The organism is Pseudoalteromonas aquimarina (genome assembly GCF_049257255.1).
Taxonomy (GTDB): Bacteria; Pseudomonadota; Gammaproteobacteria; order Enterobacterales; family Alteromonadaceae; genus Pseudoalteromonas.
On sequence record NZ_JBMMUG010000006.1, the window covers coordinates 227,005 to 244,082 of the forward strand.

Annotated in this window: 13 protein-coding genes; 4 read left to right on the forward strand and 9 right to left on the reverse strand. The window is 39.9% G+C overall.

What is annotated here, in order from left to right; genetic code table 11:
* Positions 1-302 precede the first annotated feature (302 nt).
* Complete coding sequence (locus AAEU29_RS16210; RefSeq protein ID WP_421974279.1) at positions 303-1,175, reverse strand: LysR family transcriptional regulator; 873 nt, start codon at positions 1,173-1,175, stop codon at positions 303-305.
* A gap of 104 nt (positions 1,176-1,279) precedes the next feature.
* Here AAEU29_RS16210 and AAEU29_RS16215 point away from each other — a divergent pair, with 104 nt between their 5' ends.
* Positions 1,280-1,753 (forward strand): OsmC family protein, encoded by a 474-nt coding sequence (locus AAEU29_RS16215; protein ID WP_421974280.1) that lies wholly within the window; start codon positions 1,280-1,282, stop codon positions 1,751-1,753.
* A 13-nt stretch (positions 1,754-1,766) separates the two neighbouring features.
* On the opposite strand, the gene AAEU29_RS16220 is transcribed toward AAEU29_RS16215, so the two are convergent.
* Positions 1,767-2,147 carry a hypothetical protein gene (locus AAEU29_RS16220; RefSeq protein ID WP_421974281.1) on the reverse strand — a complete coding sequence of 127 codons (381 nt, stop codon included), beginning with the start codon at positions 2,145-2,147 and terminating at the stop codon, positions 1,767-1,769.
* Between the two features lie 288 nt (positions 2,148-2,435).
* Positions 2,436-5,309 (reverse strand): M16 family metallopeptidase, encoded by a 2,874-nt coding sequence (locus tag AAEU29_RS16225; RefSeq protein ID WP_421974282.1) that lies wholly within the window; start codon positions 5,307-5,309, stop codon positions 2,436-2,438.
* A 169-nt stretch (positions 5,310-5,478) separates the two neighbouring features.
* Between AAEU29_RS16225 and AAEU29_RS16230 the strand changes: the two genes are divergently transcribed.
* The gene (locus AAEU29_RS16230; protein ID WP_421974283.1) at positions 5,479-6,150 is read left to right on the forward strand and encodes a DUF8692 domain-containing protein; all 672 of its coding nucleotides are present in this window, start codon (positions 5,479-5,481) and stop codon (positions 6,148-6,150) included.
* A gap of 132 nt (positions 6,151-6,282) precedes the next feature.
* Entirely contained in the window at positions 6,283-7,242 is a 960-nt protein-coding gene (locus AAEU29_RS16235; RefSeq protein ID WP_421974284.1) for a hypothetical protein, read from the forward strand.
* Here AAEU29_RS16235 and AAEU29_RS16240 read toward each other — a convergent pair.
* The 4 genes from AAEU29_RS16240 to AAEU29_RS16255 all read right to left on the reverse strand — a co-directional run bounded on the left by AAEU29_RS16240 (position 7,239) and on the right by AAEU29_RS16255 (position 13,140).
* Complete coding sequence (locus tag AAEU29_RS16240; protein WP_421974285.1) at positions 7,239-8,327, reverse strand: ABC transporter substrate-binding protein; 1,089 nt, start codon at positions 8,325-8,327, stop codon at positions 7,239-7,241. The genes AAEU29_RS16235 and AAEU29_RS16240 overlap by 4 nt on opposite strands.
* Before the next feature lie 196 nt (positions 8,328-8,523).
* A complete protein-coding gene (gene metH / locus AAEU29_RS16245) occupies positions 8,524-11,139 on the reverse strand; it encodes a methionine synthase (RefSeq protein WP_421974286.1) in 2,616 nt (871 codons plus the stop codon).
* Between the two features lie 8 nt (positions 11,140-11,147).
* Complete coding sequence (locus AAEU29_RS16250) at positions 11,148-12,203, reverse strand: homocysteine S-methyltransferase family protein (RefSeq protein ID WP_421974287.1); 1,056 nt, start codon at positions 12,201-12,203, stop codon at positions 11,148-11,150.
* Positions 12,193-13,140, reverse strand: coding sequence for a homoserine O-succinyltransferase (locus AAEU29_RS16255; protein ID WP_421974288.1), 948 nt, complete (start codon positions 13,138-13,140; stop codon positions 12,193-12,195). Before AAEU29_RS16255 ends, AAEU29_RS16250 begins: the two co-directional genes overlap by 11 nt.
* A 158-nt stretch (positions 13,141-13,298) precedes the next feature.
* Here AAEU29_RS16255 and AAEU29_RS16260 point away from each other — a divergent pair, with 158 nt between their 5' ends.
* Positions 13,299-14,483, forward strand: a complete 1,185-nt coding sequence (locus AAEU29_RS16260; protein ID WP_421974289.1) for a sensor domain-containing diguanylate cyclase — start codon at positions 13,299-13,301, stop codon at positions 14,481-14,483.
* A 28-nt stretch (positions 14,484-14,511) separates the two neighbouring features.
* On the opposite strand, the gene AAEU29_RS16265 is transcribed toward AAEU29_RS16260, so the two are convergent.
* Together AAEU29_RS16265 and AAEU29_RS16270 are read right to left on the reverse strand one after the other, a co-directional pair.
* The gene (locus AAEU29_RS16265; RefSeq protein WP_421974377.1) at positions 14,512-15,150 is read right to left on the reverse strand and encodes an exonuclease domain-containing protein; all 639 of its coding nucleotides are present in this window, start codon (positions 15,148-15,150) and stop codon (positions 14,512-14,514) included.
* Positions 15,150-16,988 (reverse strand): DUF294 nucleotidyltransferase-like domain-containing protein, encoded by a 1,839-nt coding sequence (locus AAEU29_RS16270; RefSeq protein ID WP_421974290.1) that lies wholly within the window; start codon positions 16,986-16,988, stop codon positions 15,150-15,152. The genes AAEU29_RS16265 and AAEU29_RS16270 overlap by 1 nt, the downstream gene beginning before the upstream one ends.
* Positions 16,989-17,078 lie beyond the last annotated feature (90 nt).

Sequence of the window (17,078 nt, forward strand, 5' to 3'; positions counted from 1 at the left end):
CTAGGGCCTGTTGACCTTTCAAGTTCGTTTTTGCAGCAGTTTGATTGGGGTTTATACAAGGCAGAGGCTGCGTGGCATAGTTATTCTATGTGAGTCAGCCGATAACACAGTAGAAAACCCAATCAAGCGCTGCCGAACGGTTCTTTTGAGCGCACTTTTCTCATTGTTGCCTGCATGGATGCAGGTAAGGGGCGTTAGCAGGACGCGGAAGCTTTGCTCGATATTCGCTTAGATTGCTAGGCCACACATCAAGCGCCGCGATAAAAGCACGCTCAAAAAGAACAAAAATAGAACAGCAAAGATCAACAGGCCCTAGTAAATTGTGCTTGCAACCATTGATATAAAATCGTGAGTTCAGCTCGCTGGGTATGGCATTTAGGTGTGACAAAGTAATAACTAAATGGCAATGTGATTTGCGCTTCACCAATGCGTTTTAGTTGCTTATCGTTAATTAAAGGTTTTACTAGCTGATGCCAAGCGAGTGCTTTACCTACACCATTTTTAGCCGCATTTAATGTAAGGCCTACTTCATCAAACACAAATTGGGCTGGCATTGAGGGTAGCTGAAAATGCTTTTGCCAATGCTGCCAACTTATGCCACCGGGCTTGTCTTCCATTCCTGCAGCATAATGAATCAAAGGCAATTCATGCTGCATTTCATAAACATTTGGCGCACATACCGGATAAACCACTTCATTTGCCAGTTTTTCAGCAACACCATTCGCATATTTGCCATTACCAAAATGAATATGACAGTCAATATTTTGCTGCTCAAAATTAACGATTTGATGTTGGCTAATAAAATGAATTTGAAAATCAGGTAGTAAAGTTTGCAGCTCAGCTAAGTTATTTACTAATACACAAGAAACAACACTTGGGATTGCCGCTATAACCAGCTTTTTTACTTTCGGAGCTTGCGCTTTCTCAATACCAAATTCTAGCTCTGAAAAGGCTTTTTTAACTGAGCTATAAAGCTGTTTAGCTTCGCTGGTAAGCGCTACACCTTTTGATTGGCGAATAAACAATTTTACATCTAAATGCGTTTCTAGCTGCTTCATTTGATGGCTTACGGCGCTTGGTGTCAGATGTAGTAAATCACTGGCCCGGCTAAAATTAAGTTGCTCAGCAACAACAATAAAGGTGTATAAATTGGGTAATTGGCTGCTAATCGACATTTATGATTCAAATTTAATTCATATCACTTAAAATTATTATCACTTTATTTAACAACATATAACAAGCAGAATTCACCTCAACAGGTTATTAATAAGGAAATAAAATGTCGCAACACAGCGCCATAATTGAATGGCAAAAAGCGCCAAATGAGATGTTTATTGATGGTAAATATAATCGTGCGCATCAATGGCATTTTGATGGTGGTTTTTCAATGCCTGCATCGCCCTCTCCTATGATAGTACCGATGCCTTTTTCAAACCCTGAATTTGTTGACCCTGAAGAAGCTTTTATTGCCTCGCTCGCAAGTTGCCATATGTTGTTTTTCTTACATTTTGCTGCCGATAAAGGTATTGTGATTGAGCGTTACTCAGATAACGCAATTGGCGAACTTGCTAAAAATGATAATGGAAAACTGTGTATTACGGGTGTGACGTTAAAACCTGAGGTGATATTGGCTGAGCAATCAATTGCGCATAAAAAAAGCTTGGAGGATTTACACCACCAAGCTCATGAAGCCTGCTTTCTAGCGCATTCAGTTAATTTTGAAATTACGATAGAAAGCCAAAAGACAAGCTAACGCCCGTCGATAATCAGTAAAATAGTTGATTATCAATTGAACGGCTGAGGTTATTCATCCATTGGCCGTATTTTTTATGAATTGAGTCACCATCATACTTCATATTCATTGAATCTTTGTATTTAAGGCTATACGATTTTTCATCATATACGATATCAATTTTTACTTGATGCTTTCTTACATCAAGCAAACCTGCAATCGTGCCTTCACTAGTAGCTTTACACATCCAGCCACGTTGCTGACACGCACTAATAATAGCTTTTTCAACATCTTTTTTAGTAAGCGTTTTGTTTGCTGATGAGGTAATTTGGTGTTCATAATCACGAACAGGAATACTTTTACAAGCAGCAAGAGAGAGAGTAACAGCTGCGATCAGCGCAATTTTCTTAAACATTATTGAGTCCTTTTAATTTTGACGATGACATTTCCATCGTAAGGTGCGAATTATTTCATTGAAGTGCTTAATAATCCAGCGCATTTTTTAAAATAACAGATGCTGATAGAGCATTTAATAGCCTGGTGCTATGAGAAGAAAGTTAAGGCCTGTATACCCGTATTGATATATTTAGTAACAGCCATAAGCTTTGGTTTGTGCTCAAAAACGTATTTCTCCGCGCTTTAAATAATTTATCTAGATGAAAAAAAGCCCGCCATTGCGCGGGCTTTTTAACTTTAACAACGTTTACTTAAATACGTCTTTCACATCCATCACTTCGATATTGGCTTTATCGATAGCTAGCTTGTAGCTTTCAATCACCTTATCTTCATCGGTAAGTGATTTTGGTTTTTCAGCATTGTATTTAAGCGGCGAAACCGTTTCGTTTGCTAAGCGCGCTTTCATGTCTTTTGCATCACCGGTAATAAATACATAGTGAATGTTTTTATTTTGCAGGTTGTCACGAATAACACGATTTACATCTTCAACAGTTAAGCTCGCAAGCTGCTTACGCACATACGCAACAAACTCATCGGTATTGTAGAACTTGCTATCGAGTGCATAACCTAGCTGGCGATCTTGGCTTGCAACCATTTGCGGCACAAAGTTAGTTAAGAAGTTACGAGTTGATTCGAAATCTTCTTTGCTCATGCCATTTTCAATTAGCTTATCAAGCTCGTATTGCGCAACACGTGTTGCAAAATGCGCATCATTGTTAGAACGCAGTGGGCGTAACCAAATTTGGAAAATCTGCTCAGAGCGACCTAAGTTAGCATCTGGTTTGGTTTGATACATACCACGCGGGAAGTATTCAATATACGCATAATCACCATAGTTCATACCACGAATTTGGCGAATACGCTGATACAAGAAGCTGTTTGAGTTACGGTGCTCACCAAAATAAGAACGCATTAGCCAAAGTGCCGCCCAATCTTTATCGCTACGGATCGTATCGATCGGGAAACCAAAGCTCACCGCTGTTGATTTAGCTGGCTTTTCTACGATGGTTGCATGACGACCTTCCAACTTAGGCGCATCAGCAATCCTTAAGCGCTGTTCACTGCCTTCAGGAAGTGTGCTTAAGTCTTTAAGCAGTTTTGCTTTTGCTGCATCCGACATAGCGCCTGAGATACCGACATTTAATTTAGCTTGAGTAAATTCAGCTTTATAAAATGCTTTTAAGTCTTCAAGTGTGAGTGCTTCTAAATCAGAAATATCACCATAGTTGTAGCTTTCATAAACGTGACCTTGGTAAAGCTTGCTGTATAACACTTCTTTGCCAAGTTCTTCATCGTTAGATGCTTTTAGACCCGCTTTAATACCATCTAGCTGCTCTTTCTTTAAACGCTTAAAGTCATCTTCACGCCAGCCAGGATTAAGTAGTTGGTCACTAACAATTTTGTACCACTCGTCTACCTTGTCTTTATTAACACGACCACGGAACGACACCATTTCTTTATCAATTTGTACCCCAAAGCTACCAGCAATTGGGTAAAGTGCTTTTTGAATTTCTTTGTAAGAGCGCGACTCAGAGCCACCGCGTGCAATCATATTAGCAGTGATTGCTGCAAGGCCTTTTTTACCTTCAGGATCAGCTGCTGCACCAGTGTAGAATAATAGGTTTACGTCAACTAACGGTGAGCTGCTGCGCATATCAAGTACAGAAAATTTTGCATCGCCTTGCGGTTTGCTCATTTCGGCAACAACACCGTTTAAGTCAACTTCTTGCTCAAAACCTTTAACCGATTTAAGTGCCGACATAGTCACAGTTGTACGGCCCGAGTCAATAAAGTACTTATTAGCAATTTCACGAATATCTTCTGCAGAAATGCTATCTGCAGTCGCGTAAAGCTGATTAATAACTTCTGGGTCACGCTCAAAATGCATGTAGCTCGCAAGAGTTGACGCAATTGCTTGCGATGAATCAAGACCATTAACAAAGCTGTACTTTAAGTTAGACTTTAAGTTAGCGAGCTTATCTGCATCAACTAACTCAGTACGCGCTTTTGCGTAGGTACGATTAATCGCATCACGTGCTTTTGCTAAATCTTCTTCTTTTTCAACTTTTACAAATACGTGTAATAAACCCGGATCTTTGGTTTCTGGGTTGTAAGTAAACATTTGGCTAGCAAGCTGTTTCTCAACAACTAACTCTTGGTAAAGCGCTGAGTTATTTGAGAAATATAGTTGCGAGATTAAATCTACCGCAGCACGGTCTTTTTCCGTTGGCTGCCACGCAGGGCCTTTGTAAGAAACAAGTAACCAGTGGCCTGGTAAACCTTCGCTTTCTTTATGGAGGTATTTTGCCGCTGTTTGCTTTGGCTCAACTGGAATATCGGCAACATAATCGCCACGCTGCCAATTACCCCAATGCTTTTTAACCAGTTCAATGGTATCGTTCGGGTCTACATCACCAGTAATAATGAGCGATACATATTCTGGCTTATAAAACTTTTTAAAGAACTCTTCACCATAGGCCATTTGATCTGGCATTTTTTCGATGTCTTCAAAAAAGCCCATTGTCGTGTGCTTGTAGGTATGCTTTTCAAACGCTTCATTTCGCACTGCACTTAAAAGCTGACGAATTGGGTTGGCATTGTTTTTAAGATATTCACCTTTAACCGTCAGCGCTTCAGTTCTAAATTGCGACTCAGAATATTTAAGGTTTTGGAAGATATCGCCTTTAATTTCAAGTACTGTTTCTAAATGCTGCTTTGAAAAATTAAGGTGGTAGTTGGTGTAATCGTTTGTGGTGTAAGCGCGGTTATCTACCCCTGAATTTTTAAGAATATCTGAGTAAACATCTTGCGGGAATTTCTCAGAGCCTTTAAACATCATATGCTCAAAGAAGTGCGCAAAACCTGTTTTACCAGCTTCAACTTCGTTACGTGAACCTACTGATACTGGAATTTGCAGTGAGACTACATCTGGGTAATCTGTTTTAACCACCAAAACTCGAAGACCGTTATCAAGCTCTTCTAACACGTAATCTTGTGCAAATACTTTGTTTTCAGCTTTTACTGACGTCTCTGCTTGTGCATTGTTTGATGATGTTGTGCTATTACAACCAGCAAGTGATAGTGCAATTGCTACACTTGCCGCAACCAATTTAAGTTTCATACTGTTTCCCTTGGTTTGGATTATTTTTCTATAGAATTTTTCTAAACTGGGTAATTATGGCGATGTTAGCGATGTTAAGCGAGCAATTGCGGTGAAATTCCTTCAAATTGTTTGCTGTTTCCTAGTCAATAAGTAATCTATAATCCACTAAAAACAAAAAGAAGCGCTTATGTTCAAAGAAGTTTTGACCTCTATCAAACCTACAAAATTATTTTTTGTACTTATTATCTTCGAAGTTGCACTAGCAATCAGTTACCTTTATTCCAGTCAGATTCTACCCACATCATCTATAACTCATTGGGTAAACTTAGATGAAGAAAAAAATATTCCAGCTATTTTCTCATCACTTCAATTAATATTTGTTGGTGTTGTATTAATAAAAATCCGTGCCATATCACCAAAAGTCACAGCTATTGGTTTTTTATATGTTATTGGTTGGCTTTTTATTTTCTTAGGAATTGACGAGGGACTGCAAATACACGAGCGCATTACGCGGTATTTTAAACACATTGACTGGTTACCTCGTTTTGAAGGTGATCACGGAGCCTGGGTCCTGCCTTATGTACTATTAGCGTTTGTCATTTTTTTATTATCCATTGGTTCAATAATAAACCTCTTAAAGAATGAAACAAAGCACAGTTTAATGATGGGATCTGGAGTACTAATTTTACTAGTTTCAGCTTTAGGGTTAGAGGTTGCTAGCTATTTATATATACGGGGGCAAGATCTACCCGATATCTATTACATATTACAAGTAGCAACAGAAGAACTTGGAGAAATGGTTGGAGTAAGTATTGTTCTCTGTAGCGCTTTAGATTTACTTCAAAAACGGAGACTGTAAAAAACCTTCACAACATGAATTTATCTCAACTTGAATTACAAAAATTTTCAGTCGCAATTTCAAATTTCAGCTATTTAGACGTCTAAAAGGCTGCTATAGTTACTGTATCGAAATTATTTATGGTACGGAACAATGGCTTTATCTTTACAACAGAAAATTCAAGACCCAACGCAAGGCGTTTATTTAATTGGTACTACGCCACCAAAAATGGGTACTGAAAAAGATAAAGTAACAGAAATTGCCAATAAGTTATTAGGTCGTTTACATGAAATTGAATATGACGGACTAGTAATTTATGACATTCAAGATGAAAGTAGCCGTACCAGCGTACCACGCCCTTTTCCGTTTAAGCACACTGTAGACCCTCGTGAATACAGTTTGCTGTTAAGTGACTTATCAGAGTTAGATGTAATCACCTACAAAAGTGTAGCGCAGCGTGGTGTAGAAGAATTTAACGCATGGCTAACAGAAACCAAAGAAAAATACTCTTTGAACAATTTAGTTTTAGTAGGTAGCCCATCATCGGAAGGTGAAATTAAATTAAGCTTACCTAACGCGTATAACGCATTAAGTGAGCATCAAAATAAGTTTTTCTTAGGTGGTGTTACTATTGCAGAACGTCATGCATCAAAACGTAATGAACATGAACGTTTATTAGAAAAAACAGCACAAGGCTGTGAGTATTTTATTTCTCAAGCGGTATATGATGCGCAGGCAACAATCGACTTAATCACAAGCTATGCCCGCAGTTGCAAGCAACAAGGCCTAACGCCAAACCGTATCATATTAACCTTTACACCGTGCGGTAGTGAGAAAACTTTAGAATTTATGCAGTGGCTTGGTATTTCTGTGCCAGAAGCAACTAAATGGCGTATTTTAGATTCTGAGCAATCACTTAATGAATCAGTGCGTATTTGCCGTGAAAATCTAAACCTTATTTTACAAAGCTGTGCTCATTTAAATGTGCCACTAGGTTTAAATATTGAGAGCTTAACCAACCGTAAAGAAGAAATTGATGCATCAATTAATCTTTACCGCTTATTAAAAGCAACGATGGAATTGAACTTAGCTGAAAAACAACTTGCGAGTTAATTGAGCTCGTTAGGGTTTAACGGGCTTAGCCCAGCGATAGAGTGGCGTATAGCCACTTTTTCTTTAAGCCCTTTAAAATCATATTTAGCCCAATTTATTTTCGCTTTTTGTTTTTGAAAATGCGCAACATTATTTTTTGTAACCACGTCTAAATTAAAGGTCAGTTTTTTATTACTTTGTTTTGCAAAAATATCCTGGCCATTGTCATAAAGTAAAAGGCTTATAACCGCCCACGCCCCCATAATCTTATGACCACCAATTGATGCACTGATGGATTGCTTTTCAACTGCTTTTAAAGCACGCGGTATCCAATCAAACCCACCAATAAAAATGTCTCTATTAGGAGTTCTACCCGACTCTACCGCTGCTTCGCTGGCACCTAGCGCCATTAGATCAGATGCCGCCCAAATAATATTTATCTCAGGAAAGCGTGCTAAGAGCGCTTTGGTTTGCTTAAAAGCAACTTCTTCAGACCAACCGGCGTGTACAGCCTGATAAACAATACCTTGATTACTTTCATAGTATTCACGCATGCCATTAAATCTTGCCTCTGACTCACTGCCATAATGGCCATTAATAGCAACTACTTGGGTTTCTTTATTTGGTAGTAAGTCTTGCTTTAATAACGCAAGTGATTGGGCTAATTGCTTTCCCGCATCGTGATTATCAAAATAGATTTCACCTAACCAATATTTATACTTATCACCTGCTAAACCAATTTTATCGCGCTCTTCACCAAAAATTGTTTGCTCTAAAGTGACAAACTTAATTTGCTCTTCTTCTAAAAGAGACATTAATGCATGGGAGCCGCCAGGATAGTTAAGCACAATGGCATAGTTTGGCTTTTTATTTTTTGCCAAATAACTCTTAAGTGCAGCCAACTGCACAATGCGGTTGCCTCCGCCATAAATCACATCTAATTTGGTGCCAAGTTGTAATGCGGCTGATTGGGTAATCTCTTCAACACTTTGCCAAAAAGGTTCGTTAGGTATGGACGGGTTTACAAATAAAATATCGAGCTCAGCGCGCACTGAACTTGAGAAAAAAATTACCAATAATACAAGGTAGTTAAGCGCTTTTATCATTTGCCCGAAAACTCACATAATCATTAATAAAGTATTATCAAAGATAACCGCAAAAGCGAATTAAAAGATTAAAAAACCAATAAAAGAAAGGGTTTACATTATGATTTTGCTAAAACCATGTTTTTATAAGCTAAACAGCTAGCTAAAAATGTGATTGTAAATAGAAAAGGGAGAAGGTATCTCCCTTTTTTTGAGATTAAAGATTTGGCCCAAGCCAACGCTCTGCTTCTTCAAGGCTCATGCCTTGACGTTTAGCATAATCTTCAAGCTGATCTTGCTGTATTTGAGCAACGGCGAAATATTTCGAATCTGGGTGAGAAAAATACCAACCAGAAACTGCAGCACCTGGCCACATAGCATAAGAGCTTGTCAGCTTCATACCGATGCGATTTTCAACATCGAGTAACTGCCATATTTTTTGCTTTTCAGTATGCTCTGGGCACGCAGGGTAACCAGGAGCAGGACGTATACCTTGGTAGTTTTCGCGAATAAGCTCATCGTTCGATAAGTTTTCATCCACAGCAAAACCCCAAATTTCTTTACGCACGCGTTCATGCAGGTATTCAGCGAACGCTTCAGCTAAGCGGTCGGCAACAGCTTTTACCATTATCTTGTTATAGTCATCTTGCTGCTGCTCGAATATATCCGCTAAATCGTCTTCTTCTAACCCGCCAGTTACCGCAAATGCACCAAAGTAATCTGGTGTACCTTTTGGCGCGATATAATCAGCTAAACAGTAATTCGGGAAGTCCTTTTTCTCGGTTTGCTGACGTAACTGACAACTTGTCACAAACACGTCGCTACGCGACTCATCGGTGTAGATTTCAATATCATCTTCAACACGGTTTGCTGGGAAGATACCCATTACGCCTAATGGTTGTAGCTTGTTTGATGACGCTAAATCATCGAGCATCTCGTTAGCATCTTTGAACAGTTGCTTTGCCTCTTCGCCAACAATTTCATCTTCTAAAATGCGCGGGTATTTACCTGCGAGCGACCAGGTCATAAAGAAAGGTGTCCAGTCGATATACTCACGCAGTGTCTCAATCGAAACATCTTTAAACTCGGTTACACCCAGCTGTTTTGGCACCGGTGGTGTGTAATTTACAAAATCAATTGGTGCGCTATTAGCACGTGCAGCTGCCAAGGTAACTGGTTTTGAGCGTGGGCGTTTACGCGCTTGCTGCTCACGCACTTTTTCATACTCTGCAGTCGTTTTTGCTAAAAACTCCGGCTTTTGCGTTTTGCTTAACAAGCTTGACGCCACACCAACCGCGCGCGATGCGTTATTTACATACACCACGCCTTTGTCATATTCCGGTTCAATTTTAACCGCTGTATGCGCTTTTGATGTTGTTGCACCGCCGATTAATAACGGAATATCAAACCCTTGGCGCGTCATTTCTTTTGCCACATGGACCATTTCATCAAGCGATGGCGTAATCAGGCCAGAAAGACCAATAATATCGACTTTTTCTTCAATCGCGGTACGTAAAATAGTTTCTGCAGGTACCATTACCCCAAGGTCAATCACTTCGTAGTTATTACATTGCAGTACTACACCCACAATGTTTTTACCAATGTCGTGTACATCACCTTTAACGGTAGCCATTAGGATTTTACCGTTGGTTGCGCCCTCTTCTTTTTCGGCTTCAATAAACGGATCAAGATAGGCAACCGCACGCTTCATTACACGCGCCGATTTAACTACCTGAGGTAAGAACATTTTACCTTCACCAAACAGGTCACCTACTACGTTCATACCGTCCATTAATGGACCTTCAATTACTTGAATTGGTTTGTCTGCTTGTTGGCGAGCTTCTTCGGTATCTTCATCAATAAACTCGGTAATCCCTTTAACAAGAGCATGCTCTAAACGTTTTGCAACAGGCCAACTGCGCCATTCTAAATCTTCTTTTTTCGCTTCAACACCCTTGCCTGAGTATTTAGGCGCAAGTTCTACTAAACGCTCACCAGCTTCTGAATCACGGTTAAGTACTACATCCTCAACAGCATCACGTAGCTCTTTGGGAATATCATCATAAACCGCGAGCTGACCCGCATTTACGATACCCATGTCCATACCCGCTTTTATGGCGTGATATAAAAATACCGAGTGAATGGCTTCGCGTACAGGGTCATTACCACGGAACGAGAAAGACACGTTAGAAACACCGCCCGACACTTTACAGTGCGGTAAGTTTTGCTTGATGCGGCGCGTACCTTCAATAAATTCAACCGCGTAGTTGTCGTGCTCTTCGATACCCGTAGCTACCGCAAAAATATTCGGGTCGAAAATAATGTCTTCCGGCGGAAAACCAAGCTGTTCTACTAAAATACGGTACGAACGCTGACAAATTTCAAATTTACGGTCGGCCGTTTCGGCTTGCCCTGTTTCATCAAACGCCATCACAACAGCAGCTGCACCAAAACGCTTAATGATTTTAGCTTGCCTGATAAACGGCTCTTCACCTTCTTTAAGTGAAATTGAGTTAACGATTGCCTTACCTTGAATACATTTTAAGCCTGCTTCAATTACATCCCACTTTGACGAGTCGACCATAATCGGCACACGTGAAATGTCTGGCTCTGACGCAATTAGGTTTAAAAAGCGTACCATTGCCGCTTTTGAGTCCAACATGGCTTCATCCATGTTGATATCGATAATTTGCGCGCCGTTCTCTACTTGCTCACGGGCAACTTCGAGTGCGGTTTCGTAATCTTCTTCTAGGATTAAACGCTTAAATCGGGCTGAGCCCGTAACATTGGTACGTTCACCAACATTGGTAAATACTGCTGTACTGCGTGTCATGTTTGCTCCTAGTTTAAATTACAGGCTTCAAGGCCAGCTAAGCGCATACGCACTTCAAGTTCTGGTAATTGGCGTGGCGCTACATTTTTGGTGCCTTGATACATAGCATTAATGTGCTCAGGCGTTGTGCCACAACAACCACCAACAATATTAATAAAGCCCGACTCTGCCCAATCGACGATTTCTTTTGCCATTTCGTCAGCTTCTAAATCGTATTCACCAAATTCGTTCGGTAAGCCTGCGTTAGGGTGAACTGATACAAAGGTTTCACACACACGCGATAACTCTTCTACATATTGGCGCAATAAATCTGGCCCAAGCGCACAATTAAGGCCAATTGAAATTGGCTTAATATGACGAATAGAATTGTAAAAAGCCTCGGTTGTTTGGCCTGATAAAGTTCGGCCCGATGCATCAGTAATGGTACCTGAAATCATTACAGGTAAAGTCACGCCTGCGCGCTCAAATGCTTCTTCTACCGCAAAGGCAGCTGCTTTTGAATTGAGCGTATCAAAAATAGTCTCAATCAAAATTAAATCTGCACCACCTTCAATCAGTGCCAGTGTTGATTCAATGTAGGCTTCTACAAGGGCATCAAACGTAATGTTTCTAAATCCAGGGTCGTTTACATCTGGCGAAATAGAACAGGTTTTTGACGTTGGACCAAGCACCCCCGCTACATAGCGCGGCTTAGTTGGGTCTTGTGCTTCAAATTCATCACACACTTTGCGCGCCAATTTTGCCGATTCAAGATTGATTTCACGGCTTAAGCTTGCCATTTCATAGTCTTCCATTGAAATGGTGGTCGCGTTGAAGGTGTTGGTTTCAATAATATCAGCGCCAGCGGCTAAGTATTCACGGTGAATTTGTTCAATGATCTGTGGCTGAGTTAAGCTTAGTAAGTCATTGTTGCCTTTGACCAACACATGCCAATTTGCAAAGCGTTCACCGCGATAATCTTCTTCTTCCAGCTTGTATTTCTGGATCATGGTTCCCATTGCACCATCAAGAATATGAATACGCGTTTTTAATGCAGCGCTTAGCTGCTGTGATTTATTCGGCATAGTTGTTAGTCCTTACGTCTTGACTGACTAAGTTAATATCATATGGCGTGGTTTGATAAACGTAGTAGTTTAACCAATTTGAAAATAATAAAAAGGCGTGGCTCTGCCAAGTTTTACTTGGTTTTGCACTGGCATCATCGTTGGGAAAATAATTTTCCGGCTTAGGTGCATTTTCATCACCTTCTAAATCACGCAAATATTCTTTTTGCAGAGTGTCAGCATCATATTCAGGGTGCCCTGTTAAAAATACCTGAGAGCCCGATTTATTCTTAATTAAAAATGCGCCAACTTCAGGCGAACCTGCAATAACCTCTAATTGGCTATGGTTTGCAATATCGGCCTCATTAATATGGCCATAGCGCGAATGCGGCACTAAAAATTCATCATCAAAACCACGCGTTAGCGCTGCGTGTTCAAAATAACGCAAATGTTTAAATACACCACACAGCTTTTTCGCTTTTAAAGTGCGCTTTAAACCATAATGGTGATACAAACTAGCGTGTGCTGCCCAACAAGAAAATAAGGTAGAAGTAACATGATGTTCCGCCCAATCGAAGATTTCTTGTAATTCTTGCCAGTAACCAACATCGCTATATTCAAGGTGAGCCAACGGTGCGCCTGTCACAATCATGGCGTCGTAGTTTTCGTTTTTAACTTCTGAAAAATACTTATAGAACATATCTAAGTGTTGCTCAGAGGTATTTTTACTGCGATGGGTATCTAAGCGCAATAACTCAACATTTACCTGCAACGGAGAGTTAGCCAGTAAACGGATGAACTGCACCTCAGTTTCAACCTTATTAGGCATTAAGTTTAAAATAGCTAATCGCATTGGACGGATCTCTTGTGTTTTAGCTCGGCTTTCGGGCATTACAAACACATTTTCTTGCCTTAAAGTGTTAATGGCGGGCAACTGATCGCGCACTGTGATTGGCATCATTTTATCCTTATTACTGTGGTAGATTGGCTAATTATGAACGGATAGCCAGAAATATCAAGCTCTAGATGTTTAGATGTCCAAATGATTTTTGTATTTTGCCAGATAACTTCTATAGTTTAGGTAATGCTGACTTTTTGAAGTGGGTTATGTAACCCGTGTTAACACCGACAGATATTGACCAAAAACATGTTATTGAACGCATGACAGACATCGTTGCCTGCCTAAACAGTTGTGCTTCAATTGAAAATTTTTTGCTGGATATTCACTGCATTTTACAAAAAGTCACTTATGCAGATAATTTTTATGTTGTATTACAAGACGAAAACGAGCGTCTTACCTTCCCTTACTTTCACGATGTAAAAGACAATATAAATGTAGACTCTTTACAAGGAATCGATAAAGAGGCTTTAAGCCATACCCTTACCGCCTATGCCTTATCAGGGCATAAAGTATGTAACTATCAAGAAAGTGATATTCAAAACCTTATCGACTCAGGCACAGTGAATATGCTTGGCAGTTTGCCAAAGCAGTGGTTGTGCTTTCCGCTAACCCATCATGATGTGTTTTTAGGTGCATTTATCATTCAGTCTTATCGCAATGAAAATGAGTATGACAGCACTATCGTTGATGTGCTTTTTACTATTAGCCATGTTATTTCCTCAGCGCTGGATGCATTTCGAATGCAGCAAGCTTTGATGAAAGCAAACAACAAACTACAAAGTTACCAGCTCGAATTAGAAGCAAAAGTAAAAAAGCGCACAGAGCAACTTGAACAAAGTGTAAACGAGCTCAAAAAGGAAGTGGCATATCGTAAAGAGTTGCAAAGTGAACTCGAACACGAATCTTTACACGATAGTTTAACTAAGCTCGCTAATCGCAAATACCTTTTCAAAAAAATTGATGAATTATCTGCAAAGCACCTACGAAATCCGCAAAACATTTTTTTAATGTACCTAGATTTAGACGGGTTTAAGCAAGTGAACGATAACCTTGGTCATCCTGCTGGCGATGCCGTATTAGTTGAAGTTTCAGAGCGATTACAAAAAATGATTCGCCCTTATGATTTTGCCGCCCGCGTTGGTGGTGATGAATTTATTATTATTTTCGACGAAAATATGACATACGACGAGGTTTGTACTATTTCACAACGTATTATTGATGCTGTTTGCGATAGAATTTCTTCTGAAAATCAAACAGTCACAGTGGGTGTAAGTATAGGAATTTCATCTACTGTGCTAAATAGCCTCGCTCCTACCGATCTAATTCATTATGCCGATATCGCCCTCTACCAATCTAAAGCCAATGGAAAACGGCAATTTACATTTCATCAAAATAGCTAAGATTGCTACAAAGCCTATTTTTAATAAATTACATCAAGTGCTTTACTAACAGCGGTTTACCACGACTAATTTGATTGGCTTGTGCTAAAAACAACTCTGCCGTTGCCATTGCGTCAGTTAACGCGTTGTGACAGCTGTATTCAGGCAAACGATAACGTTCACGGCAATTTGCTAAGGTTAGGCTATCTTGTGCAATCACTTGGCCTTGTCTTGCTAAGCGTTTATGTTCAATTTGCATGGTATCGAGTATGGCAAGCGGCTTATGTAAAAAGCCCGCTTTGTTAAATGCCAAGCGCAAAAATGACCAATCCAATTCTTGGTTATGAAAAATTAATATTTTGTCATCAAGTAGTTCATTTAACGCTTTAAGTGCCTCATTTAATGGCACTCCCTGCGCTAAACTATCGCTATCAATACCATGAAAAACAGGGCTTTGATTGAGATTACTTACCTGATTATTTATAAAGTGCTGGCAATTTCCAATTTGAATTCGCTGATGACTGATTGGCACCCAAGCGATAGAAACGATTTCATCTTGTTTTGCATTTAGGCCAGTTAGCTCTAAATCAATCACCAAATAATCGGTTTTAAAGCAATTGGCTTTTAACACATCTGCGTCTTTATCTGGTAACACAAAAAAACGCTTTAATGATTCAAATAACCCCATCATAAACTTCCTCTTGCAAACTTAAAGGCAGCCGCTTGTTGCGCCTGTTTAATTAAGTAAAAAGCTTCCTTAAGTTGGTGTCTTTCAAGCGAAGTTAAATCTTCTGGGTCAATACAGTTGGCTGGTAAGCCTTTTTGTTGCAACTGTACGTTTAAACGCAGCTGAGTAAGGTAGCGCCAACAGTCTTTCAAATCATAAATATCTGATTTATTTACATCCGGCTTTTTAGAAAGTGCACCTAGGCGCTCTAGGGTATTAGCAGCAGTAATATTGTGATGTAAGGCATATAAGCGAACAATGTCATTAATAATCGCAACACCACGTTTTTTTAAATCAAGATAGCTGTGCTTTTGCTGATTTTTCTCAAGCTTAAACTGGTTAAATAAGCCGATAGGAACAGAGTTGGCGTTGATATCCGTCGCCATCGATGCAAAAAATATTTGATTTTTAGTGGTTGTTAAAATGCCTTTACTAAAAGAATCGAAAAGGCCTTCTGAACCTTCAACAAAGCGAATATCAAAAAAGATTTTACAATTTAAAATGGCCTGAGGTGATGGGCTTTTAATCCATGAACTAAACTGATTTAGCCAACCCGACAGTCCCATTCGGCAATTATCGCGGCTTGCCATAATGCCACCGGGGCATTCTTTAATACCGCAGGCAATTAGGTTGTCACAAACAAATTCCCCCATTGCTTTAAAGTAATCCAATTGCGGCTGTGTAAGGTTATCTGGCAGTAGTAAACCATTGTCTTGATCTGAGTGTAGAGTTTGCTCTTCTCGCGCTTGTGAGCCAAAACAAATCCAACTAAATGGTGTGGGTGCTTTACCATTTTGCACTTGAAATAATTGAATAAGCCTTGTGGTCATCGCATCGGTTATACCACTGAGTAATTTACCAATTAAGCTGGTATCTTCTACTCTGTCTGAAAAGCCACGTAATAACTCAGGAACTTCTAGTGCGTAGCGTTTAATATCAGCAACACTTTCAGCTTTATAAATACGGCCAATTAACTGCACTGGGTCGGATTTTTGTTGGCGTAATAAATCGGTTGCGGTGATCATCCCTATTGGCTGATATTGCTCATCAAGCACAGGTAAGTGGTGAATATTTTGCTTTAACATTAAGTGAAACGCAGAAAACACTCGGTTATGCTCAAATACATGCTTAGGGCTTGTTGTCATAATCGTTGCGACAATATCATTTGGGCTTCGCCCTTCAGCAAGTACTCGATTGCGAAGATCACGGTCAGTAATAACTCCCACCAGCTTGCTATTTTCGGTGATCATCAATGACGACACACCAAACTGGCTCATGGTTTTAGCGGCATCACAAATTTTAGTGTCTGGATCGGCGGTTACCGCACCTTGCTTCATAATTTCACAAATGCGTTTGCTCGACCAATCGTCACTGCGTTTTTTATAATTTACACTGAGTAATCGGTTGGCATGGGCTCGTACAAAGTATTGCGCAAATGCTTTATAGTGTTCGCGCAAGTAATCCCAGTGCATTTGGCTAAGCAAATAAACAATACCTTCGTTTTGCACTTCTAGACGATTGCTGATTGGCTCACCGGTAAGTAACGAAGGGTAGCCAAAGTAATCACCTTCACTTAAGCGCGCTACAACTTCGCCGCTACTGTCTAAAATATCATACAGTCCTGAACGAATTAGAAATAAACATGGTGCACTCGAATTTAACCACTGGTTTTGGTTTTCTGGCGTTAAATAAACCGCCTCTAGACTTTTTATAAAGTACTCTGTTGCACTGCTATCTAGATCATTAAACGGTGCTTGAGCTTTAATAAAACGTCCCACTTCATTGAGCTCTAATGCCATGATCACTCTCCTTAACTGTATCCAACCTATCACTGTGAAAAAGGTTAAAAGAACCTAGGCTGTTTTCTGACTCTAGCAGAGCATTAAGCA